General features: G+C 66.5%; 24 protein-coding genes. 8 read left to right on the forward strand and 16 right to left on the reverse strand.

Annotated elements, in window-relative coordinates; translation table 11 throughout:
* Positions 1 to 286: 286 nt before the first annotated feature.
* Entirely contained in the window at positions 287 to 691 is a 405-nt protein-coding gene (locus NUW50_RS06030; protein ID WP_258288160.1) for a hypothetical protein, read from the forward strand.
* A 54-nt stretch (positions 692 to 745) separates the two neighbouring features.
* On the opposite strand, the gene NUW50_RS06035 is transcribed toward NUW50_RS06030, so the two are convergent.
* The 3 genes from NUW50_RS06035 to NUW50_RS06045 all read right to left on the reverse strand — a co-directional run bounded on the left by NUW50_RS06035 (position 746) and on the right by NUW50_RS06045 (position 2,259).
* A complete protein-coding gene (locus tag NUW50_RS06035; RefSeq protein ID WP_258288161.1) occupies positions 746 to 1,132 on the reverse strand; it encodes a hypothetical protein in 387 nt (128 codons plus the stop codon).
* Between the two features lie 426 nt (positions 1,133 to 1,558).
* The gene (locus NUW50_RS06040; protein WP_258288162.1) at positions 1,559 to 1,906 is read right to left on the reverse strand and encodes a phage holin family protein; all 348 of its coding nucleotides are present in this window, start codon (positions 1,904 to 1,906) and stop codon (positions 1,559 to 1,561) included.
* Between the two features lie 11 nt (positions 1,907 to 1,917).
* On the reverse strand, positions 1,918 to 2,259 hold the full coding sequence (locus NUW50_RS06045) for a DUF883 family protein (RefSeq protein WP_258288163.1): 342 nt from the start codon (positions 2,257 to 2,259) through the stop codon (positions 1,918 to 1,920).
* Between the two features lie 198 nt (positions 2,260 to 2,457).
* On the opposite strand from NUW50_RS06045, the gene NUW50_RS06050 reads away from it, so the two are divergent.
* Entirely contained in the window at positions 2,458 to 2,631 is a 174-nt protein-coding gene (locus NUW50_RS06050) for a DUF1328 domain-containing protein (protein WP_258288164.1), read from the forward strand.
* A gap of 55 nt (positions 2,632 to 2,686) precedes the next feature.
* Here the strand turns inward: NUW50_RS06050 and NUW50_RS06055 are convergent, their stop codons facing one another.
* Positions 2,687 to 3,499, reverse strand: coding sequence for a response regulator (locus NUW50_RS06055; RefSeq protein ID WP_258288165.1), 813 nt, complete (start codon positions 3,497 to 3,499; stop codon positions 2,687 to 2,689).
* Positions 3,500 to 3,623: 124 nt separating this feature from the next.
* Between NUW50_RS06055 and NUW50_RS06060 the strand changes: the two genes are divergently transcribed.
* The 4 genes from NUW50_RS06060 (at position 3,624) to rpe (ending at position 6,881) form a co-directional block, all read left to right on the forward strand.
* Entirely contained in the window at positions 3,624 to 3,788 is a 165-nt protein-coding gene (locus NUW50_RS06060) for a NepR family anti-sigma factor (protein WP_258288166.1), read from the forward strand.
* On the forward strand, positions 3,781 to 4,356 hold the full coding sequence (locus tag NUW50_RS06065) for an RNA polymerase sigma factor (protein WP_258288167.1): 576 nt from the start codon (positions 3,781 to 3,783) through the stop codon (positions 4,354 to 4,356). Before NUW50_RS06060 ends, NUW50_RS06065 begins: the two co-directional genes overlap by 8 nt.
* Position 4,357: 1 nt before the next feature.
* On the forward strand, positions 4,358 to 6,106 hold the full coding sequence (locus tag NUW50_RS06070; RefSeq protein ID WP_258288168.1) for a sensor histidine kinase: 1,749 nt from the start codon (positions 4,358 to 4,360) through the stop codon (positions 6,104 to 6,106).
* 91 nt (positions 6,107 to 6,197) lie between these two features.
* Entirely contained in the window at positions 6,198 to 6,881 is a 684-nt protein-coding gene (rpe, locus tag NUW50_RS06075) for a ribulose-phosphate 3-epimerase (protein ID WP_258288169.1), read from the forward strand.
* Between the two features lie 19 nt (positions 6,882 to 6,900).
* Here rpe and NUW50_RS06080 read toward each other — a convergent pair whose 3' ends face one another.
* From NUW50_RS06080 to NUW50_RS06130, 11 genes are all read right to left on the reverse strand, one after another.
* The gene (locus NUW50_RS06080) at positions 6,901 to 8,223 is read right to left on the reverse strand and encodes a TRAP transporter large permease (RefSeq protein WP_258288170.1); all 1,323 of its coding nucleotides are present in this window, start codon (positions 8,221 to 8,223) and stop codon (positions 6,901 to 6,903) included.
* Complete coding sequence (locus NUW50_RS06085) at positions 8,220 to 8,750, reverse strand: TRAP transporter small permease (RefSeq protein ID WP_258288171.1); 531 nt, start codon at positions 8,748 to 8,750, stop codon at positions 8,220 to 8,222. Before NUW50_RS06085 ends, NUW50_RS06080 begins: the two co-directional genes overlap by 4 nt.
* 66 nt (positions 8,751 to 8,816) lie before the next feature.
* Positions 8,817 to 9,872 carry a TRAP transporter substrate-binding protein gene (locus NUW50_RS06090; protein ID WP_258288172.1) on the reverse strand — a complete coding sequence of 352 codons (1,056 nt, stop codon included), beginning with the start codon at positions 9,870 to 9,872 and terminating at the stop codon, positions 8,817 to 8,819.
* A 189-nt stretch (positions 9,873 to 10,061) separates the two neighbouring features.
* Entirely contained in the window at positions 10,062 to 11,354 is a 1,293-nt protein-coding gene (locus tag NUW50_RS06095) for a branched-chain amino acid ABC transporter permease (protein WP_258288173.1), read from the reverse strand.
* Positions 11,351 to 12,361, reverse strand: coding sequence for a branched-chain amino acid ABC transporter permease (locus NUW50_RS06100; protein WP_258288174.1), 1,011 nt, complete (start codon positions 12,359 to 12,361; stop codon positions 11,351 to 11,353). Before NUW50_RS06100 ends, NUW50_RS06095 begins: the two co-directional genes overlap by 4 nt.
* 31 nt (positions 12,362 to 12,392) lie before the next feature.
* On the reverse strand, positions 12,393 to 12,884 hold the full coding sequence (locus tag NUW50_RS06105; RefSeq protein ID WP_258288175.1) for a hypothetical protein: 492 nt from the start codon (positions 12,882 to 12,884) through the stop codon (positions 12,393 to 12,395).
* A complete protein-coding gene (locus tag NUW50_RS06110; RefSeq protein ID WP_258288176.1) occupies positions 12,881 to 13,252 on the reverse strand; it encodes a hypothetical protein in 372 nt (123 codons plus the stop codon). The genes NUW50_RS06105 and NUW50_RS06110 overlap by 4 nt, the downstream gene beginning before the upstream one ends.
* Positions 13,245 to 13,955 carry an ABC transporter ATP-binding protein gene (locus NUW50_RS06115; RefSeq protein ID WP_443135081.1) on the reverse strand — a complete coding sequence of 237 codons (711 nt, stop codon included), beginning with the start codon at positions 13,953 to 13,955 and terminating at the stop codon, positions 13,245 to 13,247. Before NUW50_RS06115 ends, NUW50_RS06110 begins: the two co-directional genes overlap by 8 nt.
* The gene (locus tag NUW50_RS06120) at positions 13,952 to 14,731 is read right to left on the reverse strand and encodes an ABC transporter ATP-binding protein (protein WP_443135082.1); all 780 of its coding nucleotides are present in this window, start codon (positions 14,729 to 14,731) and stop codon (positions 13,952 to 13,954) included. Before NUW50_RS06120 ends, NUW50_RS06115 begins: the two co-directional genes overlap by 4 nt.
* A gap of 98 nt (positions 14,732 to 14,829) precedes the next feature.
* Entirely contained in the window at positions 14,830 to 16,014 is a 1,185-nt protein-coding gene (locus NUW50_RS06125) for an ABC transporter substrate-binding protein (protein ID WP_258288177.1), read from the reverse strand.
* Between the two features lie 123 nt (positions 16,015 to 16,137).
* Positions 16,138 to 16,980 carry an AAA family ATPase gene (locus tag NUW50_RS06130; protein ID WP_258288178.1) on the reverse strand — a complete coding sequence of 281 codons (843 nt, stop codon included), beginning with the start codon at positions 16,978 to 16,980 and terminating at the stop codon, positions 16,138 to 16,140.
* Between the two features lie 180 nt (positions 16,981 to 17,160).
* Between NUW50_RS06130 and dksA the strand changes: the two genes are divergently transcribed.
* Positions 17,161 to 17,583 carry an RNA polymerase-binding protein DksA gene (gene dksA, locus NUW50_RS06135; protein WP_258288179.1) on the forward strand — a complete coding sequence of 141 codons (423 nt, stop codon included), beginning with the start codon at positions 17,161 to 17,163 and terminating at the stop codon, positions 17,581 to 17,583.
* A gap of 134 nt (positions 17,584 to 17,717) precedes the next feature.
* Positions 17,718 to 18,890 (forward strand): FAD-dependent monooxygenase, encoded by a 1,173-nt coding sequence (locus NUW50_RS06140; protein ID WP_258288180.1) that lies wholly within the window; start codon positions 17,718 to 17,720, stop codon positions 18,888 to 18,890.
* On the opposite strand, the gene NUW50_RS06145 is transcribed toward NUW50_RS06140, so the two are convergent.
* Positions 18,884 to 20,053 carry an FAD-binding domain gene (locus NUW50_RS06145; protein ID WP_258288181.1) on the reverse strand — a complete coding sequence of 390 codons (1,170 nt, stop codon included), beginning with the start codon at positions 20,051 to 20,053 and terminating at the stop codon, positions 18,884 to 18,886. The two genes, NUW50_RS06140 and NUW50_RS06145, sit on opposite strands and share 7 nt — an antisense overlap.
* Between the last annotated feature and the right edge of the window lie 3 nt (positions 20,054 to 20,056).

Below are 20,056 nucleotides of genomic sequence, written 5' to 3' on the forward strand. Positions count from 1 at the left end.
ACAACGCGGCGCGTTCAGCCGGGCGTCGGGGTCGGAATTTCGGGGAATGTCCATTCGGCATCAATTTCTCGCCGCGGCGGTGCAATAACCCTCCGCGCTTTCCGGGTATGGGAGGGGCGCGGGTGAATCGCGGCCCCGATGTCGTGGAATTGTGGATTAGGAATTATTAACAAAAGGTAAAGATATGCATTCCGGCCTCGGTCTGTATGTATTTGTCGTCGTTATTGCGTTTTTTCGAAAATGCGTTTATAAAACACCGGCAGAGTTCAGGGTAAGGACAGCTCGGATGATCGCGCGCAACTTCCTGCTTTCGGCCATCGCCGCCGCCACGCTCGCCTTGCCGGGCCCGGCCTTGGCGCAGGCGGGTTTCGACCTTGCCGAGCTGACTGCGGGCTGCACTGCCGGCCACTGTTCCAGGACCGTGGCGGCCATTCTGGCCCGGCTCAGGCGTCTGGGCCTGACCCAGGCCCAGATCAACTCGGTTCTCGGCCAGATGGCCGGCGCGCTGGTGCAGCTCGCCCGGACGGACCCGGCCATTGCCGATGATGTCGGGGCGTCGCTGGAACTGGTGGCCGAGGAATCGACCGACAGCGTTCAGCGTGCGGCGATCAGGCAGGTGGCCCAGATCGTCGCTGCCGGGGATGCGGAGACGATCGACCTTGGCACCGCGGTCGCCGGCAGCGCGACCTGAGCGGTCGGCGGCCCGGACAAAGTCCAACGGACCCGGGACTCACTAGGACGCCAACTACCCGCATTCGCGGATTCCCATGCGGATCAGTTGCGCCCCGCGAAGCCGGGTGAAGCCGACCGTGATATGCCGCCCCTCGGCCAGGAACCAGCTGCGCAGCGGTTCGGGGTAATAGGCCGCCATCAGCCGCGAATAGTAGTCGAACCTCTCCGGTGCCAGTCCGATGCCAGGGATGCCGGAACTGGGGCCGTGAAAGCCCAACCGGGCCGAGCGGGCGACGCAGACATTCGGCAATGACAGGAACATCGTGCAGGCCGACCAGCAGCCGCCGACGATCTCGACCCTTGCATGGCTGGCCCGCAGTTGCTCGACCAGCGCCACGCGGGTCTCGACCGGGCCGCCCGGATCGCCCGAGACGCGATAGACCTCGGCACGGGCCTGCACGGCAGGGGCCGTGGCCAGGGTCAGGCCAAGGGCCAGGGCCAGTTGCAGGACAAGACGAAAACAGGAAGAAACCGCTCGGCGCCGCGCGAATGCGCACGGCCGCCGGCAAGACAGCGCTGACATGAACCACCTCGACATCAGTGTTGACCCGGCCGTTCTGGCCGGATGACCACAGAGACCCCACGCCCCCGATGCCGTCATAAGGCCCGATGCCGGTTAACGATCGGCTGCCGCGGCGTGCAGCAAATGCCTAAGGCTTGTTGGGGATTTTCAACAAAACCTTTCGATCGCGGCCGCGGTCGGGCAGGGTGTGCCAGGGCAAGACCCTCGCCGTCTCAAGTGGCGGCGAGGGATATTGTCGCAATATCAAATTGTTGCGCAACGAAGTTAAAGTTGCCTTCGGGCCGGCCGCAACCCCGCCTCTCCTCAGCGACGCCGGGACGGATCGTCCGGCGGCGGCCGGCGGGCGCGGGACCCGGCCTCGATCCCGTCGAAGAAGGCGGCGACCACTCTCTGCATCGGCGGCACTTCTTCCTGCGGCGGCGGGGGCGGCGGGGCCGGTTCGCGGGCCAGCAGCATCAGCACCAGCCCCAGCACCAGATAGATGCCGCCGACGATCAGCCCGGCCGTCACCGGCCCGTCCCATTGCTTCAGCGCATACCATCCCGCCGAGGTGATAAAGCCCAGGGCCACGATCAGCAGGATCGCCGCCGCCACCCCGAGGGCCGAGCGGCGGGCGATGTCCGCGGCGCTGGCGCGAAGTGCGCCGAACATCTCTGCGGACCCTAGCGGCGTGCGGTCAGAAGACCGACCAGAAAGCCGATCCCCGCCGCAATGCCGACCGCTGTGGCCGGATTGGCCCGGACATATTCCTCGGTCTCGGCATATTTCTGCCCGGCAAAGTCGCTGGCCGCGGCCATGCCTTCGGTGCCTTTCTCCGAGGCTGCCCGCAGCCCGTCACGCGCCTGCGCCTTCAGCGCTTCGGTCTGTGCCTTGCCATAGCGGCCCAGCGAGGCGGTCAGTTCCGCGATGTCGGTCTTCAGCGCCAGAATCTGTTCCTGCAGTTCGGCGGTCGAGGCGTCGGCCTGGGCTTGTTTCGAGCCGGTGGCGGCAGAAGTCGTGGCCATGTCGGTTTCTCCTGTAGCTGTCCACATCTCAACGTGGTGATCGCTTTCGGGTTCCACAATGACTCGGAGCAGCGGTCTTCGCTTTGATCCTGCGCAATCCGCGCTGTCGGAAGGGAACCGGATGCGCCGCTGCGCGTTTCTTCCACATGGCGCGCCGGATCATGGCGCATGACAGCCCCCAGAACGAAGGAGAACCCCATGCTAGGCTGGGCCCTGACCTTTCTTGTCGTCGCTCTGATTGCCGCCGTCTTCGGTTTCGGGGGTGTCGCCTCCGCTTCGGCGGGGATCGCGCAAATCCTTTTCGGCGTGTTCCTGATCCTGTTCCTGATCACCATGCTGGCGCGGGCGGTCCGGGGCAAACCGCCGGGTTGAGCCGGAAGGCCCCCGGTCGGCGGCGGCCGGGGGCTTTCTCGGAGCCGGGACGGGCTCAGGCGATCAGCGTCTCGGTGGAGGCAAAGAACATCGCCTGGCTGACAGCCGAGCGGATCTGTTCCTCGGAATAGGGCTTGGTGATGACGAAGGCCGGTTCCGGCCGCTCGCCGGTCAGCAGCCGTTCGGGGAAGGCGGTGATGAAGACGACCGGCGTATCGCCGGCGGTTTCCAGGATTTGGTTCACCGCGTCGATTCCCGAGGAGCCGTCGGCCAGCTGGATGTCCGAAAGGATCAGATCGGGCGGTTCGCGCCGTGCCAGCCGCACCGCGTCGCGGCGGGTGGCGGCAACCCCGCTGACGCGGTGGCCCATCTCCGAGATGATGGTTTCGAGGTCCAGCGCGATGATCGCCTCGTCCTCGATCACCAGGATCCTGCCGCTGATGTCCGATTCCATCTCTCGCGCGGCGATGGCCAGCAGGTGATCCACCTGGCTCAGCTCGCGGTCCATGATCAGGGCGATTTCCTCGCGGCTGAAGTCTTCGATGGTCGACAGCAGCAGCGCTTCGCGGGTGTGGGGTGTCAGCCTGGCCAGACGGGCCTGGGCCTGGCGAGCCACGCCGGTCTCGCCGCTGGCGACCGGTTCGCCGACCGAACTCCAGATTCGGTGAAAGGCGTGAAACAGTGCCACTTTGTGCGGCATGCCCTGTTCAAAAACCGAGCGGTCGGTCAACAGTGCCTCCAGCGTCGCGGCGGCAAATCGGTCGCCGCTGGTCTGGTCGCCGGTCAGGGCACGCGCATAGCGCCGCACATAGGGCAGCAAGCCGGCCACGACCTCGGAAAGGAGCTGCGGTTTCACGTCAGCGGCCATTTTTGACGTCCTTCTTTCGGTATTGATGGGAACCCAACCCGGGGCTGGCGGGTTTGGTTCCCTGTGACGGTTTGTTTTTCGCGCCTGTGAAGTGCTACCATCCCTGGAAAATCGAATGAACCTGATGACGAGTCCCAAAGAGACACACCCCGAGCTGGAGCGCCAGATCGTCGAGAATCTGCGCCGGGTCTACAACGAGACGCTGGAAGAGGCGGTGCCGGAGCGGTTCCTGGACCTCCTCCGGCAGCTCAAGGACCAGGACGGCTCGGAGGGCGGCGTGAATGGCTAGACCGGCCCCGCCTGATCCCCGGAACGAACTGATCGACCATCTGCCCGCGCTTCGGGCCTTTGCGGTATCGCTGACCCGCGACGGCGTGGCGGCCGACGATCTGGTGCAGGACGCAGTGGTCAAGGCCTGGCGCAACATCGACAGGTTCCAGCCGGGCACCAATCTCCGCGCCTGGCTGTTCACCATCCTGCGCAACACCTTCTATTCCGACCGCCGCAAGGCAAGGCGCGAGGTCGGCGACGCCGACGGCGCGCTGGCCGCCACCCTGACGGAGAAACCCCGCCATGACGGGGCGCTGGCGCTAACCGATTTCCTGGCGGCCTTCCAGACCCTGCCCGACGAACAGCGCGAGGCGCTGATCCTGGTCGGCGCTTCGGGGTTTTCCTACGAGGAGGCCGCCGAGACCACCGGGGTGGCGGTCGGAACCGTGAAGAGTCGCGTCAACCGGGCGCGGGCGCGGCTGGTGTTGCTGCTGGGGATGCGCGACGACGAGTCCTTCGACATGACCGACAAGGCAACGATGTCGGTGCTGAGCGGCGGGTTCTCGACCCTGCCGTTCGCCGGCTAGGATGGCACTGCCAAGGCTGCTGGACGGGCTGGCCTTCCGGGTCGGTCTGCTTCTGACCGTGGCGCTTTTTCCGATCGGGCTGATCGCGATCTCGCTGACCCGGCAGGTCGAGCAGGAGGAAGACGCGCGGGCCGAAAGCGCGATCCTGGCCCTGACCGCCGAGGCCGCGGCCTCGGAGGAAAGCTTCATGCGGGCGGGGGCCTCGGTCGCCGGGGCGCTGGCGGCGGCGCTTCCGGTGGTCCGCCAGGACCCGGTCGAGTGCAACGGCATCTTCGAAACCTTCCAGCGGCAGAATCCGCAATATGTCTTTGCCGGCTTCATCGACCCAGAAGGAAAGGTGCAATGCGGATCGTCCGGCGGCGCGGTCGATCTGTCGACCTCGCCGGTCCACCAGCAGATGCTGGCCAGGCCGGAGCCGCGGATCGACGTCAGTGCCCGCGGCCGGATTTCGAACGCTTCGGTCATCATCCTGTCGCAGCCGGTCTTCGACGCGGAGGGCGCGTTCGACGGCTATGTCGCGGTCTCGATCCCGAACCAGGGGCTGTTTCGCAACAGCGAGAGGTTTTCGGTCGATCGGCCGATCGAACTGGTCACATTCAACGACGAGGGCGCGGTGCTTTCCACCGAAAGCAAGTCGGCGGCCGATGGCTCGCAACTGCCGCGCGACCGAAGCCTGAAGTCCTTCGTCGGCCAGCCGCGCACCGCCTTTACCGGAGAGACGGTGGCCGGGGAAAAGCGGGTCTTCGCGGTGGTGCCGATCATCTCGGACACCGCCTATGCGCTCGGCTCCTGGCCGGTAGCGCGGATCGACCGGGGGCTGGGCGCGACGCTGCTGTCGCCGCTGATCTTCGCCTCGCTGATGTGGCTGGTCTCGCTGGGCGTGGCCTATCTGGCGGTGCATCGGCTGGCGATCCGCAACATTTCCGAGCTGCGGGCCAGGATGCAGAGCTTTTCCGCGTCGCGGCGGCTCGACAGCGCCAAGGCGCCGCTGGCCAAGCCGCTGGAATTCCGCGAGATCGACCAGACCTGGGAAGAGACCGCCGCCACTGTGGTCCGCGAAGAGGCGGAACTGGAGAACATCATCCACACCCGGACCGTGCTGCTGAAGGAGGTGCACCACCGGGTCAAGAACAACCTGCAACTGATCGCCTCGATCGTCAGCATGAAGATCCGCAAGGCCACCGCGCCGGAAGCACGGACGGCCTTGAAGGAGGTGCAGATGCGGGTGATGTCGATCGCCACGGTGCACCGGGCGCTCTACAGCACCTCGACGGTGGGCCATGTGCAGGCCGACGAGCTACTGAAGGAGATCGTCGACAAGACCATCGAGGCGGTGCTGCTGCCGACCGGGGGCATCCGGATCGAGACTTCCTACGAGCCGACCCAGCTGTATCCCGATCAGGCGGTGCCCTTGTCGCTGCTGGCCGCCGAGGCGATCACCAACGCGGTCAAATACGTCGGCCGGCCGGCGGACGGAACTGCGCCCTGGATCACCCTGCGGCTGCTGCATGAGGGGACCGAGAGAGCGCGGCTCGAAGTGGCGAATTCGCGCGGCGCGGCGCTGGCCCCGGTCGAGCAGACCCGCGGCACCGGGCTGGGCGCCAGCCTGATCCAGGCCTTCGCCGGCCAGATGCACGGCAGCGCCGAGGTGACCGAGGACGATCCCGCCCGCTATGCGGTCAGGGTCAGCTTTCCGATCGTCGGTTTCGATGCCGATCCGGTCGAAGCCGGGATCGACGACGGCGCCTGAGCGCAGGCCATGCGGCCATGCGCCCCTTGCCTTTGCCGCGCATCCGTCGCATTCCCGGACCCGGTCCCGCCCAGCCCGAGGAGAAGCCCCGATGTCCCGTCCGATCCTGATCGCGCCCTCGATCCTTGCCGCCGATTTCGCCAATTTCGGCGCCGTCTGCGAAACCGTCGAGGCCCAGGGCGCCGACTGGATTCATGTCGATGTGATGGACGGCCATTTCGTTCCCAACCTGACCTTCGGCCCGGCGATGGTCGCGGCGCTGCGTCCGCATGTGAAGACCTGCATGGACGTGCATCTGATGATCTCTCCGGTCGATCCCTATATCGAGGCCTTCGCCGAGGCCGGCGCCGACCGGCTGACCGCCCATGTCGAGGCCGGGCCGCATCTGCACCGCACGCTTCAGGCGATTGCCGGGGCAGGGTGCAAGGCCGGGGTGGCGCTGAACCCGGCGACCCCGGTCGAGTCGGTGCATGACATCCTGGACATGGTCGATCTGATCTGCGTGATGACCGTCAATCCCGGCTTCGGCGGGCAGAAGCTGATCCCCTCGGCGCTGCCCAAGATCGCCCGGCTGCGGGCGATGATCGGCGACCGGCCGATCCGGATCGAGATCGACGGCGGGGTGGACCCGGCGACGGCGGGTCTGGTGGCGGCGGCGGGCGGCGACGTGCTGGTCGCGGGCTCGGCGGTGTTCAGGGGCGGCTCTGTCGGTGCGCCCGATGCCTGGGGAGAGAACATCCGCGCCATCCGCCAGGCGGCCGAGGCCGAGGTCTGAGCAGCTTGCGGCGGCCGGGTCAGTAGATCAGCCAGACCAGCCCCAGGGTGAGCGAGGGGAAGGCCACCAGCAGCGAGACGCGGATCAGGTCGGTCAGCACGAAAGGCAGGGTGCCGCGGAAGGTCTCGGATATCGGGATGTCGCGGGCCAGCGAGTTGATCACGAAGAGGTTCATCCCGACCGGCGGGGTGATCAGACCGACCTCGACCACGATCAGCACGATGATTCCGAACCACAGCCCGAAGTCTCCCGGCGCGACGCCGAAATCCAGTACCGACATGATCGGGTAGAAGATCGGCACCGTCAGCAGCACCATCGACAGCGAATCCATCACGCAGCCGAACAGCAGATAGAGCAGCAGCACCACCGTCAGCACGGTGAAGGGGGCATAGCCCTGCGCGGTCACCCATTCCGCCGAATGCTGCGGCAGCTGGGTCAGCGCCAGAAAGGCGTTGAACAGCCCGGCGCCGAGGATGATCATGAAGATCATCGCGCTGGCCGAGGCCGTGCCCAGCAGCGCCTCGCCCAGCCGCTTCCAGCCCAGCTGGCCCGAGAAGGCCGCCGCCAGCCCGGTGCCCGCCGCGCCGACGGCCGCGGCCTCGGTCGGAGTGAACCAGCCGCCATAGATGCCGCCCACGACCAGAAGGAAGATGATCAGGACCGGCCAGATATCGACCAGAGCCCGGAACCGCTCGGCATAGGCCACGCGGTCGCGGGGCCGGGCCTGATCGGGGAACAGCCGGACATAGATCGCGATGCAGATCATGTAGCCGATCGCGGCGAGCAGGCCCGGCACCATCGCCGCGACGAAGAGCTTGGCGATGTTCTGCTCGGCCAGGATCGCATAGACGACCAGGATGACCGAGGGCGGGATCAGGATGCCCAGGGTGCCGCCGGCCGCCAGCGCGCCGGTGGCCAGCCGCCCGGAATAGCCGTATCTCCTGAGTTCCGGCAGCGCGACCTGACCCATGGTCGCGGCGGTCGCCAGGGACGAACCGCAGATCGCCCCGAAGCCGGCACAGGCCCCGATCGCGGCCATGGCGACTCCGCCCCGGCGATGACCCAGCCAGGTCTCGGCGGATTTGAACAGCGAGGCCGACATCCCCGAGATCGAGGCGAATTGCCCCATCAGCAGGAACAGCGGAACGATCGAGAAGGAATAGCTTGCGAAGGTGCCGTAAGTCAGCGACTTGAGCTGCGACAGCACCGGCAGCGTGGTGCCGTGGACCAGCACCATGCCGCCCATGCCGACCCCGAACATCGCCAGGGCGATCGGAATCCGCAGGAAGACGAGCAGCAGCAGAACCGGGAAGGACCAGAGGCCGATCTCGAAATTGCTCATGCGGCCTGGCCGCCCTGTTCGGTGGCGCCGGTCAGGGCGCGGGCCGAGCGCAGCACCGCGAAGGCCGCGACCAGGCAGAAGGCCACCGCACCGACCATCCCGGCGGCATAGCCCCACCAGATCTCGGCCCGCAGGATGAATGTGGTCTCGTGATAGCCGCGCTTGTCGAGCATCCCGAGCCAGAGCCTCCAGGTCAGCAGCAGCGCCAGCGACAGCATGCCGATGTCGGCGATCAGGTCGATCAGCCGGTTCAGCCGCCGCCCCAGCACCGGCTGCAGCAGATCGACACTGGCATGGGCGCGGGCATAGGTGCACCAGGGCAGGAAGGCGAAGACCGCAAAGCCGATGCCGAACTCGACATATTCGGTGTCGCCCGGCAGCGGCTTCAGGCCCAGGCCGAGGCTGTCTCCGGCCCGGCCGAGGATCGACACGACCGTGAGTGCGACCACCAGGAGCAGCGCCAGACCGCCGGCCCAGGCCATCAGCACGGCCAGTCCGCGGGCCCAGCTCTCGAGGGTTCTGTACATCTCAGCTCCGCCAGCAGGACGCGGGGCGGCGCAACAGCGGCGCGCCGCCCGACCTCCGTATCCGCTCTAGACCGACATCTCGACGATCAGCTTTCGGGCCTTCTCGATCAGCGCCGCGCCGTCCAGCCCCTTGCCCTGCGCATCGGCCACCCAGCGTTCGATCACCGGCTGCGAGGCCGCCTTCCAGCGGTCGACCTCGGCCTGGTCCAGTTCGATGATCCTGTTGCCGGCATCGACGGCGATCTTGCGGCCCGGCGCGTCGCCATCGGCCATGATCTTGCCGGTGGCGGCGGCCATCTTGTCGCCGGTCGTAGCGTCGATGATCGCCTTCAGATCGTCCGGCAGGCTGTCGTATTTCGGCTGGTTCATCGCCATGACGAAGGTCGCGGTATAGAGCGCCTCGGTCGACTTGAACTCGGTGTGGTTGTGGACCAGCTCGGCCAGCTTGATCGAGGGGGTGATCTCCCAGGGGATCACGGTGCCGTTGATGACGCCTTTCGACAGCGCCTCGGGGATCTGCGGCAGCGGCATCCCGACCGCGGTGGCGCCCAGTTCCGAGATCAGGTCGGTGATGACCCGCGTCGGGGCACGCATCTGTTTGCCCGACATGTCCTCCAGCTTGGTGATGGGCTCGGCAGAGTGGATCACCCCGGGGCCATGCACCCAGCCCGACAGGATCTTGATCCCGGCGAATTCACTGGCCTGGAAATCGTCCTCGATCATCTTGTTGTAGGCCCGGGCGGTGGCCACCGAGTCGGTCATGATGAAGGGCAGTTCGAAGACTTCCGAGCCCGGGAACCGGCCCGGCGTGTAGCCGGTCAGGGTCACGGTGATGTCGACCACACCGTCGCGGGCCTGGTCGATCAGGTCGCCGGGACGCCCGCCCAGCGACATGGCGTCGAAATGCTCGATCACCAGCCGGCCTTCCGAGGCGGCCTCGATCTCCTGTCCCCATGGCTTGAGCAGATGCGTCGGCAAGGTCGCGACCGGGGCCATGAACTGATGCAGGCGCAGGGTGATGACGTCCTGGGCATAGGCGTGGCGCATCAGCCCGGGGGCCGAGAGCGCGGCAAGGGCAGTGGCGGAACCGGCAAGCAGTTTGCGGCGAGTAGGGTGTGTCATGGTTTCCTCCCTGGAATCCCCCGACCCTGAGGCCGGGGTCAGACAATTGACGCTGGTAATCATTTCTTTCGGATTTCGGGTTGCCGGTCACCAACTTTTTTTGCCGACAAGGCGGCGTGACCCTAGGCATAGCCCGATCCGGCCGTTGTCGGCCAGTCCCTGATGCCGCTTTGCCGGGGGCGCGTGCCCCTAGCGGCCCGGAAGCAGGCCGCGCGGCGCGAAGCGCAGTGCGAGAAGCAGCACCAGCCCCATGGCCAGCAACCGCATGTGCTGCACCGAGTCCAGCAGATGCCCCTTGAGCCAGGAACCATCGGCCATCGGATATGTGATGAGATCCATCATCGCCTTGCCGATCGGTTCGGCCTCGACCCAGAAGAACCAGATCATCATCCCGCCCAGGGCCGAGCCCCAGTTCGACCCCGAGCCGCCGACGATCACCATCACCCAGATCAGGAAGGTGAAGCGCAGCGGCTGATAGGCGCCCGGCGTCAGCTGGCCGTCGAGCGTGGTCATCATCGCCCCGGCCAGCCCGCAGACCGCCGAGCCGAGGATGAATATCTGCAGATGCCGCCTGGTGACATTCTTGCCCATCGCCTCGGCAGCGGTCTCGTTGTCGCGGATCGCCCGCATCATCCGGCCCCAGGGCGATTTCAGCGCCATTTCCATCAGCCAGATCAGGATCAGGAGTACCGCCAGGAACAGCCCGGCATAGGCCAGCTTCACCACGATCGAGCTGCCGACCACCGGGTCGAATCCCCAGCGTTGCATCCAGTCGACAAAGCTCGCGGATTGCTGGAGGTCGATCTCGTAGGGCACCGGGCGCGGAACGCCGATGACATTCTTCACGCCCCGGTCCAGCCAGTCCTCGTTCTTCAGCACCGCGATGATGATCTCGGCGATGCCCAGCGTCGCGATCGCCAGGTAGTCCGAGCGCAGGCCCAGGGCGGTCTTGCCGACGATCCAGGCCGCGCCCGCCGCCAGCAGGCCGCCGACCGGCCAGGCCACGATCACCGGCAGGCCGAGCCCGCCCAGATAGCCGGTCTGCGCCGGGTTCACCGCCTCGATGGCCTCGACCGCCGGGTCGAAGAGGTAGCGGAACAGGAGGAAGCCGGCGATCAGCACCACCGCCACCGCCGCTCCGCGCAAGCGCCCGCGCGGCATCTTCCGCCAGGTCAGGATCGCCGCGCCGATCGCCCCGGCGCCGACCGCCAGTGCCAGCAGGACGCGCGCGCCGCCCGCCGCCCAGGCCTCGCCCGTCGGCGGCATCGAGACCAGCACGCAGCCCAGCCCGCCCAGGGCCACGAAGCCCATCACCCCGATGTTGAACAGGCCCGCGTAGCCCCATTGCATGTTCACGCCAAGCGCCATGATCGCCGAGATCAGCCCCATGTTCACGATGTTCAGCGCTGTGTTCCAGCTCTGGCTTTCACCGACCAGAACGATCAGCGCCGCCATGATGGCGAAAAGGATGGGTCCCCTCATACCGATTTCCCCTTGAACAGACCGGTCGGCTTGAACAGCAGCACGATGATCAGGATCGCGAACGAGACCGCGAACTTGTAGTCGGTGGACAGAAGCTGGACCAGCCCGTCCGGTTCCCAGCCCTCCGGCGCCAGATAGCCCAGCACCTTCTTCCAGGCATAGACCACGCCGATCTCGGAAAAGGCGATCAGGAAGCCGCCGGCAATCGCGCCCAGCGGGTTGCCCAGGCCGCCGACGATGGCCGAGGCGAAGATCGGCAGCAGAAGCTGGAAATAGGTGAAGGGCTTGAAGCTCTTGTCGAGGCCATAGAGGACCCCCGCGGTGGTCGCCAGCGCCGCGACGATCATCCAGGTGTAGATCACCACCCGCTCGGGGTTGATGCCCGAGAGCAGCGCCAGATCCTCGTTGTCGGAATAGGCCCGCATCGACTTGCCGGTGCGGGTCCGGTTCAGGAACCAGAACAGCAGCGCCACGGCGATTCCCGCCGTCACCAGGGTGAGCGCCTGCGAGGTCTTGAGCACCAGGGCCTCGTTCAGCCCGGTCATCGTCTTGAAGGTCCGGGCCGAGATGATGAACCGCTCGCCGTCCGAGAAATTCTGGTCATTGACGCCGATGATGAAGCGGACGATGCCGTTCAGCACGAACATGACCCCCATCGAGGCGATGACGAAGACCACCGGCGCTGCCTTCTGCCGCCGGTAGAAGCGATAGACGGCGCGGTCGGTGAGCAGCACCAGCAGGATCGTCGCTGCGATCCCGAAGGGCAGGGCGAGCAGCGCCGTCGGCAGCGGCCCGAGGCTGACCCCGGCGGCCTGCAGCCCCCAGGTCACCAGGATCGTCACCATGGCGCCGAAGGCCATCGTGTCGCCATGCGCGAAGTTCGAGAACCGGAGGATGCCGTAGATCAGGGTGACGCCCAGGGCGCCCAGGGCCAGCTGCGCGCCATAGGAGGCGGCAGGGATGAAGACATAGTTCAGCACCGCGACGATCGCGTTCAACAGGTCCATTGGCGCTCCGCTCTGTTTGTGGCTGGCAGGGTCATCCGGTGATCTTCTCGCATCTGCCCCAGCTCGACGAGATCAGCGGCTCGCCCTCGGGCATCACCGTCGTGACCAGGGCCCGCAGGTCGGGGCGCAGATAGGTGACGGCCTCCGGGGCGTCCGGGGACGGAGCGGCGGCGCGCAGCGCCAGTACGGCGCCGTGCCGGATCGCATCCGGGGCCGACAGCGGCTCCACCCGGGCGCCCTCGCCGCCGGGATAGTCGAAGACCCACCAGTCCGTTCCCTGCCGGGCGATCATCCGCTCCCAGGCGTAATCGGCGTTCGGGGTGCAGAGCATCTCGTCGCAGATCGTGCGCAGGTCGCAGACCCAGGCCTCGTCGGCATTGGGCCGTTCCGGCGGTTCGAGAAGGCCCGGGTCTTCGGGTTCGCCGTCTCCGGAGGTGACGATCCAGCTCGGCGGCTGGCCCGGCGCCCAGACCTCGGCATGCAGCGGCAGGCTGGTGAGGATCAGAATCAGGCCCCATCTCATTGCAGCAGCGGCCCCCTTGTGCAGCTTCCGCGATAGGTCCTCTGCGGTTCGTCCGGGTAGAAGGTCCGGTAGACCCCGACATTGTCTGCCGAGATGGTCAGCTCGTCGTGTTCTTCGGTGAACAGGGCATGATCGCCCCGGATGCCTTCATAGATCAGGCAGGACTGGCCGTCGAAACTGTCGTCCTTCCAGCAGGCCGCCCTCGGGTCTTCCGGATAGGTCCGGCGCAGGCGCAGGTGCAGGGTTGTGGCCGAGGGTTCGTCGGTCAGCGTGCAATCGGCGAACAGCAGCGGGTCATCCGAGGCAGAGACGCAGGCCGACAGACACAGCAGGGCGGGCAGGGTGATGAACATGCGCCGCCTAGCCACCGAGAAAACTCCTCCGCACCTCGGGATTGGCCAGCAGGTCCTGCCCGGAGCCGGTATAGGCATTGGCGCCCTGCACCAGCACATAGCCCTGATCGGCGATCTCAAGCGCCTGGCGGGCATTCTGTTCGACCATCAGGATCGAGATCCCGGTTCGCGCCACCTCGATGATCCGGTCGAACAGTTCGTCCATCACGATGGGCGAGACCCCCGCCGTCGGCTCGTCGAGCATCAGCAGCTTCGGCTGGGTCATCAGCGCCCGGCCCACCGCGACCTGCTGGCGCTGGCCGCCCGACAGCTCGCCCGCCGCCTGCCGGCGCTTGTCGCGCAGGACCGGGAACAGATGATAGACCTGCTCCAGCGTCGGCCGGATGTCGTCGTGACGCAGGAAGGCGCCCATTTCCAGGTTTTCCTCGACGCTGAGCGAGACGAAGACATTGTTTGTCTGCGGCACAAAGCCCATGCCGGCCGCGACCCGGTCCTGCGGCGACAGGCCGGTGATGTCCTGCCCGTCCAGCACCACGCGGCCCTTGCGCAGGGTCAGCATTCCGAAGACCGCCTTCATCGCGGTGGATTTCCCGGCGCCGTTGGGGCCGACGATCACCGCGATCTGGCCCTTTTCGACCGCGACGGTGCAGTCGTGCAGGATGTCCGTGGCGCCATAGCCGCCGGTCATGGCTTCGCCGATCAGAAAGGGCTGGCTCATGCCGGAACCGCCTTGTTCTTCAGGCCGCGGCCCAGGTAGGCCTCGATCACGGCCTCGTTCTCCATGATGTGGTCGGCGGGGCCCTCGGCCAGCACCTTGCCCTCGGCCATGACGATCACCGGATCGCAGAGCCGGGCGATGAAATCCATGTCATGCTCGATGACGCAGAAGGTATAGCCGCGTTCCTTGTTCAGCCGCACGATGGCGTCGCCGATGGTGTTCAGCAGGGTGCGGTTCACCCCGGCGCCGACCTCGTCGAGGAACACCACCTTGGCCTCGACCATCATGGTCCGGCCCAGTTCCAGAAGCTTCTTCTGCCCGCCCGAGAGGTTGCCGGCCTTCTCCTCGGCCAGATGCGAGATGGTCAGGAAATCCAGAACCTCGTCGGCACGCTTGCTGAGAACGGCCTCTTCCTCGCGGATCCTGGCGCGCTGGAACCAGCTTGCCATGATCGCCTCGCCGGTCTGGGCCGGGGGCACCATCATCAGGTTCTCGCGCACCGTCATCGAACCGAATTCGTGCGCGATCTGGAACGTGCGCAGCAGACCCTTGTGGAACAGGTCATGCGGCGGCAGGCCGGTGATGTCCTCGCCCTGCATCAGCACCTGGCCGGAGGTTGGTTTAAGAACCCCGGCTATTGCGTTGAAAAGTGTAGATTTTCCGGCCCCATTCGGACCGATCAGCCCGGTGATCCCGCCCTTGGCGATGGTCATCGAGGCGCCATCGACGGCACGGAAGGCGCCGAAATGCTTGTGGAGGTCGCGGACCTCGATCATAGACCCTCCCCCAGGGTACCCTCACCGCTTGAATTACGGTCTGTAATGCATTGAAGCGGCCCGGTAAAATCTCCGGGCCGCTCTGGAAGTTCCGACGCTCAGCGGTAGCCGACCGTCACCATCTTGCCGTCCTTCATCTCGATCTCGCGATAGTTGCCGGCGCTTTCGCCGGGTCCGATCAGCTCGACCGCCGAGGCGCCGACATAGTCGATATCGCCGCCATCCTTGAGGATCTGCAGGGCCTTCGCCAGTTCGCCGGGCAGGATCTTTTCGCCCGGAGCGTTGGCGACTTCCATCACCTTGTCCTTGTAGACCTGCGGGTCGGTCGAACCGGAAGCCTGCATCGCCAGAAGCATCAGCGCCATGGCGTCATAGCTTTCCGGCGCGAAGGCGTTGGTCGGGTTGAAGCCCGCCGCCTTGCCCAGTTCCTCGAACTTGGCGCCGCCGGGGCTGTCGTTGCCCGGATGCTGGCCGAAGGAGCCTTCGGTCTTGTCGGCGAAGTTCTTTTCCAGCGTTTCCGAAACCATCCCGTCGGGGAACATGAAGATATCGAAGGCGCCCGAATCCAGCGCGGCGTTGATGATCCCGGCACCGCCCTGGTCCACATATCCGGCAACCACGAGCACTTCGCCGCCGGCCGAGGCCAGCGCGCCGACTTCGGCGGAGTAGTCGGCCTTGCCGTCCTCATGCGCGGCGTTCAGCGTCACCTTGCCGCCGGCGGCCTCGAAGGCGGTCTGGAAGCTGTCGGCAAGACCCTTGCCGTAGTCGTTGTTGGTGTAGGTCACCGCGACTTCCTTGTAGCCGCGATCCATCAGGATGTCGGCCATCACCTGGCCCTGGCGGGCGTCGGAAGGCGAGGTGCGGAAGAACAGGCCGTTGTCCTCGACCGTCGACAGGCCCGGCGAGGTGGCCGAGGGCGAGATCATGACCATGCCGTTCGGCAGGGCGACGTTCTGAAGCACCGCACCGGTCTCGCCCGAGCACATGCCGCCGACGATGCCCTTGACGCCATCCGCGGTGATCATCTTTTCCGCCGAGGCCGTTGCCAGACCGGCGTCGATGCAGCCGGTATCCCCCTGGACCGTCTCGATCTTGACGCCGTCGAGCAGCAAGCCCGAGTCGGTGACTTCCTTGGCCGCAAGGTCGGCCCCCGCCTTCATGTCGGGCGACAGCGTTTCCAGCGGGCCGGTGAAGCCCAGAAGCACGCCGATCTTGATATCTTCCGCCATGGCAGATGTGCCTGCGATGGCTGCAATGGCCGAGGCCAGCAAGAGTTTCTTCATGTTTCGCTCCCTAGTGGATTTTTGGTCCTGCGGCACAGGTTAGACGCCGCCGATTTGAAAGGAAAGCCTTTCAAAGGTTTGCACCTTTTCCCCTTTCGGGCTTCGCCGCCACGCGGTCCGGACCTAACCGCGACCGCGGCCCAGAAAGGCCAGCCGCTCGAAGAGGGCGACATCCTGTTCGTTCTTCAGCAGCGCCCCGTGCATCCGCGGCAGCAGCGATCCGGCATCGCGGCGCAGGTCTTCCGGGCTCAGATCCTCGGCCAGCAGCAGTTTCAGCCAGTCGAGCACTTCCGAGGTCGAGGGCTTCTTCTTCAGTCCGGCCTGGTCGCGCAACTCGTAGAATTGGGTCAGCGCGGTGGTCAGAAGCGCTTCCTTGATGTCGGGGAAATGCACCGCGACGATGGCCCGCATCGTGTCGATGTCGGGAAACCGGATGTAATGGAAGAAGCAGCGGCGCAGGAAGGCGTCGGGCAGCTCCTTCTCGTTGTTCGAGGTGATGATGACCACCGGCCGGTGCCGGGCCCGGATCGTCTCGCCGGTCTCGTAGACATGGAACTCCATCCGGTCGAGCTCCTGCAACAGGTCGTTGGGAAACTCGATGTCGGCCTTGTCGATCTCGTCGATCAGCAGCACCACCTTTTCCGGTGCCTCGAAGGCCTGCCAGAGCTTGCCCTTGCGGATGTAGTTGGCCACGTCATGCACCCGCGCGTCGCCCAGCTGGCTGTCGCGCAGCCGGCTGACGGCATCGTATTCATACAGCCCCTGCGCGGCCTTGGTGGTGGATTTGACATGCCATTCGATCAGTTCCATCCCGAGCGCCGCGGCGACCTGCCTGGCCAGTTCGGTCTTGCCGGTTCCCGGCTCTCCCTTCACCAATAGCGGTCGCTCGAGCAAGACTGACGCATTGACGGCAACGGTCAGATCGTCGGTGGCGACATATGAGTCGGTCCCAGTAAATTTCGTCACGCTTTTCAAATCCCTGTGCGGCACTGCTCAGAAGTGGCCGAAAGAGTTAATCACATTCCGCACAAAGCCGGAATGGGGGAGTGACAAGCCTTTGTCCTTGCGGTAAATGGCTGGCCACGGAGGGTGCCGATGGTGACAGAGACACGCGCTGAAGCCGGAGGCGGGGTAAAAGGACAACGCATGAAGGCCGAGGTTTTCTTGCCTGACGACTATCGTCCCGCCGAGGACGAGCCATTCATGAACGAGCGCCAGCTGGAGTATTTCCGACGGAAGTTGCTGGCATGGAAATCCGATCTTCTCGGCGACACGAAGCAGACGATCGGAGCCTTGCAGAATACCTCGCGGAATATTCCTGACATCACCGACCGCGCCTCGGAAGAGACCGACCGGGCGCTGGAACTGCGGACCCGGGACCGGGAACGCAAGTTGGTGTCGAAGATCGACGCGGCTCTGCGACGGATCGAGGAAGGTGAATTCGGCTATTGCCAGGAGACCGGGGTACCGATCTCTCTGAAGCGGCTGGACGCGCGGCCGATTGCCACTCTCAGCCTCGAGGCGCAGGAGCGCCATGAACGGCGTGAGCGGGTGCATCGCGGCGATTGAGGCGGCGGGTCGGTCTGCATGACACCTGCTGCAAGCATGAACATGGGCCTGTCGGTGCGCTGTCAGGACATTGAGACGCCGGGGAAGGGAGGCCCCGGCGTCTCTCTTTTGACAACTCCGTTCCGGGGCCTGCCATGTTGATCGGGCAGCGGGTGCTTGTGGCCGGAGGCGGGGTGGCGGGCTATGCCGTGGCCCGGGCCCTGGCGTTGCGCGGGGCCAGTGTCGAACTGGCCGAGGCCGGAGCCGCCGATGCCGCCGCCGCGGCAGGGGGCGGGTTGCAGATCACGCCGAACGGAATGCGGGTGCTCGACGCCCTGGGGCTGGGCGAGGCGGCGCGCGACCAGGGGCTGGCCTCGCAGGCCGTGGTGCTGCGCGACGGGTTGCTGGGCGGGGTGATCACCCGGCTGGACCTGGGCCCGCACCGGGCCGAGGGGTTGGAGTATCGTCTGTTCCATCGCGCCGATCTGGTGGCGCTGCTGGCCGAGGGCGCGCGCGAGGCCGGGGTGAAGATTCGGACCGGGGCGCCGGTCGAGGTGCTTTCGGACGGGGCCGAGGCGCGGGCCCGCGTTGCCGGGGACGAGGTCTCGACGCCCCTGCTGCTCTGTGCCGACGGGTTCCATTCCTCGGGGCGGCCGGTGCTGAACGGTCCCGCCGACCCCTTCTTTACCGGGCAGGTGGCCTGGCGGGCGGTGATCCCGGCCGACAGGGCGGTGCCGTCCGAAGTGCAGGCCTATCTGGGGCCGGGGCAGCATCTGATCACCTATCCGCTGCGCGGCGGCGACCTGCGCAACATCGTGGCGGTCGAGGACCGGCGCAACTGGGCGGCCGAGGGCTGGAACCATGTCGATGCGCCGCAGAACCTGCGCGATGCCTTCTCGGGCTTCTGTCCCGAGGTGCGGGCCTTGTTGGAGCAGGTCGAATCGCCGCGGCTGTGGGGTCTGTTCCGGCACGAGATCGCGGCGCGCTGGCACGGGCAGGGGCTGGCCCTGCTGGGGGATGCCGCACATCCGACGTTGCCCTTCATGGCGCAGGGCGCGAACATGGCGCTGGAGGATGCCTGGGTGCTGGCCGATTGCCTGGACGCGATGCCGCAGCCCGAGGCGCTGGCCGCCTATCAGGCCCTTCGCCTGCCGCGGGTCCGGCGTGCCATCGCCGCCGCCAATGCCAATGCCCGGAACTACCATCTGCGCGGCTTTGCCCGCTATGGCGCCCACAAGGTGCTGAAGATCGGCGGCTGGCTGGCGCCGGGCGCGGCGCTGAAGCGGTTCGACTGGCTCTATCGTCACGATGTGACCAAGGCTCAGTAGTCGGGCAGCTCCATCGACCGGGTCAGCCCCGAGCCCAGCAGCGGCCTTGCCAGCCCCGGCACCCGGGTCAGCAGCAGCATTGCATCGCGCAGGATCAGGGTCAGCCGGTTCTTCGGCGCGAAGAAGCCGGCAAAGCGCAGCGCCATGTCCTGCTTGCCGCGGGTATAGTCCGCCATCCGTGCCTGCCAGGCGGCGAAGGCCGCGCCGTGATCGCCGCCGGCCCGTTTCAACTCGCCCGCCAGCACATAGGCCGAGGTCATCGCCAGCCCCGAGCCTTCCCCGGCCAGCAGCGAGGGGCAGGCGGCGGCATCGCCCAGCAACGCCACCCGGCCCTCGGCCCAATGGTCCATGCGGATCTGGCTGACCCGGTCGAAATAGACCTCGTCCACCTTGTCGAGCGCCTTCAGGATCGCCGGAACCTCCCAGCCCATGCCGTCGCAGACCCGCGCCAGGGCGGCCTTCTCCTCGGCCAGCCCCTTCGGCCAGCTCTCGAGGAAATGCGCCGCGAAGATCACCAGAATCAGCGTCAGGTCGCCGCGCAGCGCCACCCGCGAGACCTGACGCCCCGGCTGGGTGTGCTGCACATAGGCCAGGTCCTCGCGCGGGCGGTAGCCCGGCAGCGTGAAGGCCGCGACGCCATAGCCCAACCGTTTCTCGAAGGTCTCCTGCGGACCGAAGACCATGCCGCGCAGCGCCGAGTGCAGGCCATCGGCGCCGATGGCAAGGTCGAAGCGTTCCTCTCCGGCGGCCGAGCGGACCGTCACCCCCTCGACATCCTGGGCGATGCCGGTGATCGGCTGGCCATAGCGGATCTCGATCCCGTCGCAGGCCGAGACCAGCCGTGCTGACAGGGCCGAGCGTTCCAGGCTCATGTAGCGGCCGCCGGTGATCTTGCCGAAGAGGCTGGCATCGACCGAACTGGAGGTGCGGCCGGTCCGGGTGACGCTCCGGAGCCGCTGCATCACATAGCCCTCGGCCAGCAGATCGGGAATCAGCCCCATCCTCTCGGCCACCGCATAGCCCGAGCCCCAGAAGTCGATGACATAGCCGCCCCGCCGCAGCGCCGGCGCCTGTTCGAAGATCACCGGGGTCATCCCGTGCCGACGCAGCCACCATGCCAGCGCCGGCCCGGCGATTCCGCAGCCGTTGACGGCGATCCTCATCCG

This window comes from Frigidibacter sp. ROC022, from assembly GCF_024723735.1.
GTDB lineage: Bacteria > Pseudomonadota > Alphaproteobacteria > Rhodobacterales > Rhodobacteraceae > SLM-1.

What these genes read in the sequence shown, in the direction of transcription:
- NUW50_RS06030 (WP_258288160.1), top strand. Translation starts at nt 287, where the DNA reads ATGATCGCGCGCAACTTCCTGCTTTCGGCCATCGCCGCCGCCACGCTC.
- NUW50_RS06040 (WP_258288162.1), bottom strand. Translation starts at nt 1,906, where the DNA reads ATGTTCGGCGCACTTCGCGCCAGCGCCGCGGACATCGCCCGCCGCTCG.
- NUW50_RS06045 (WP_258288163.1), bottom strand. Translation starts at nt 2,259, where the DNA reads ATGGCCACGACTTCTGCCGCCACCGGCTCGAAACAAGCCCAGGCCGAC.
- NUW50_RS06050 (WP_258288164.1), top strand. Translation starts at nt 2,458, where the DNA reads ATGCTAGGCTGGGCCCTGACCTTTCTTGTCGTCGCTCTGATTGCCGCC.
- NUW50_RS06055 (WP_258288165.1), bottom strand. Translation starts at nt 3,499, where the DNA reads ATGGCCGCTGACGTGAAACCGCAGCTCCTTTCCGAGGTCGTGGCCGGC.
- NUW50_RS06060 (WP_258288166.1), top strand. Translation starts at nt 3,624, where the DNA reads ATGACGAGTCCCAAAGAGACACACCCCGAGCTGGAGCGCCAGATCGTC.
- NUW50_RS06065 (WP_258288167.1), top strand. Translation starts at nt 3,781, where the DNA reads ATGGCTAGACCGGCCCCGCCTGATCCCCGGAACGAACTGATCGACCAT.
- NUW50_RS06070 (WP_258288168.1), top strand. Translation starts at nt 4,358, where the DNA reads ATGGCACTGCCAAGGCTGCTGGACGGGCTGGCCTTCCGGGTCGGTCTG.
- rpe (WP_258288169.1), top strand. Translation starts at nt 6,198, where the DNA reads ATGTCCCGTCCGATCCTGATCGCGCCCTCGATCCTTGCCGCCGATTTC.
- NUW50_RS06080 (WP_258288170.1), bottom strand. Translation starts at nt 8,223, where the DNA reads ATGAGCAATTTCGAGATCGGCCTCTGGTCCTTCCCGGTTCTGCTGCTG.
- NUW50_RS06085 (WP_258288171.1), bottom strand. Translation starts at nt 8,750, where the DNA reads ATGTACAGAACCCTCGAGAGCTGGGCCCGCGGACTGGCCGTGCTGATG.
- NUW50_RS06090 (WP_258288172.1), bottom strand. Translation starts at nt 9,872, where the DNA reads ATGACACACCCTACTCGCCGCAAACTGCTTGCCGGTTCCGCCACTGCC.
- NUW50_RS06095 (WP_258288173.1), bottom strand. Translation starts at nt 11,354, where the DNA reads ATGAGGGGACCCATCCTTTTCGCCATCATGGCGGCGCTGATCGTTCTG.
- NUW50_RS06100 (WP_258288174.1), bottom strand. Translation starts at nt 12,361, where the DNA reads ATGGACCTGTTGAACGCGATCGTCGCGGTGCTGAACTATGTCTTCATC.
- NUW50_RS06105 (WP_258288175.1), bottom strand. Translation starts at nt 12,884, where the DNA reads ATGAGATGGGGCCTGATTCTGATCCTCACCAGCCTGCCGCTGCATGCC.
- NUW50_RS06115 (WP_443135081.1), bottom strand. Translation starts at nt 13,955, where the DNA reads ATGAGCCAGCCCTTTCTGATCGGCGAAGCCATGACCGGCGGCTATGGC.
- NUW50_RS06120 (WP_443135082.1), bottom strand. Translation starts at nt 14,731, where the DNA reads ATGATCGAGGTCCGCGACCTCCACAAGCATTTCGGCGCCTTCCGTGCC.
- NUW50_RS06125 (WP_258288177.1), bottom strand. Translation starts at nt 16,014, where the DNA reads ATGAAGAAACTCTTGCTGGCCTCGGCCATTGCAGCCATCGCAGGCACA.
- dksA (WP_258288179.1), top strand. Translation starts at nt 17,161, where the DNA reads ATGAAGGCCGAGGTTTTCTTGCCTGACGACTATCGTCCCGCCGAGGAC.
- NUW50_RS06140 (WP_258288180.1), top strand. Translation starts at nt 17,718, where the DNA reads ATGTTGATCGGGCAGCGGGTGCTTGTGGCCGGAGGCGGGGTGGCGGGC.
- NUW50_RS06145 (WP_258288181.1), bottom strand. Translation starts at nt 20,053, where the DNA reads ATGAGGATCGCCGTCAACGGCTGCGGAATCGCCGGGCCGGCGCTGGCA.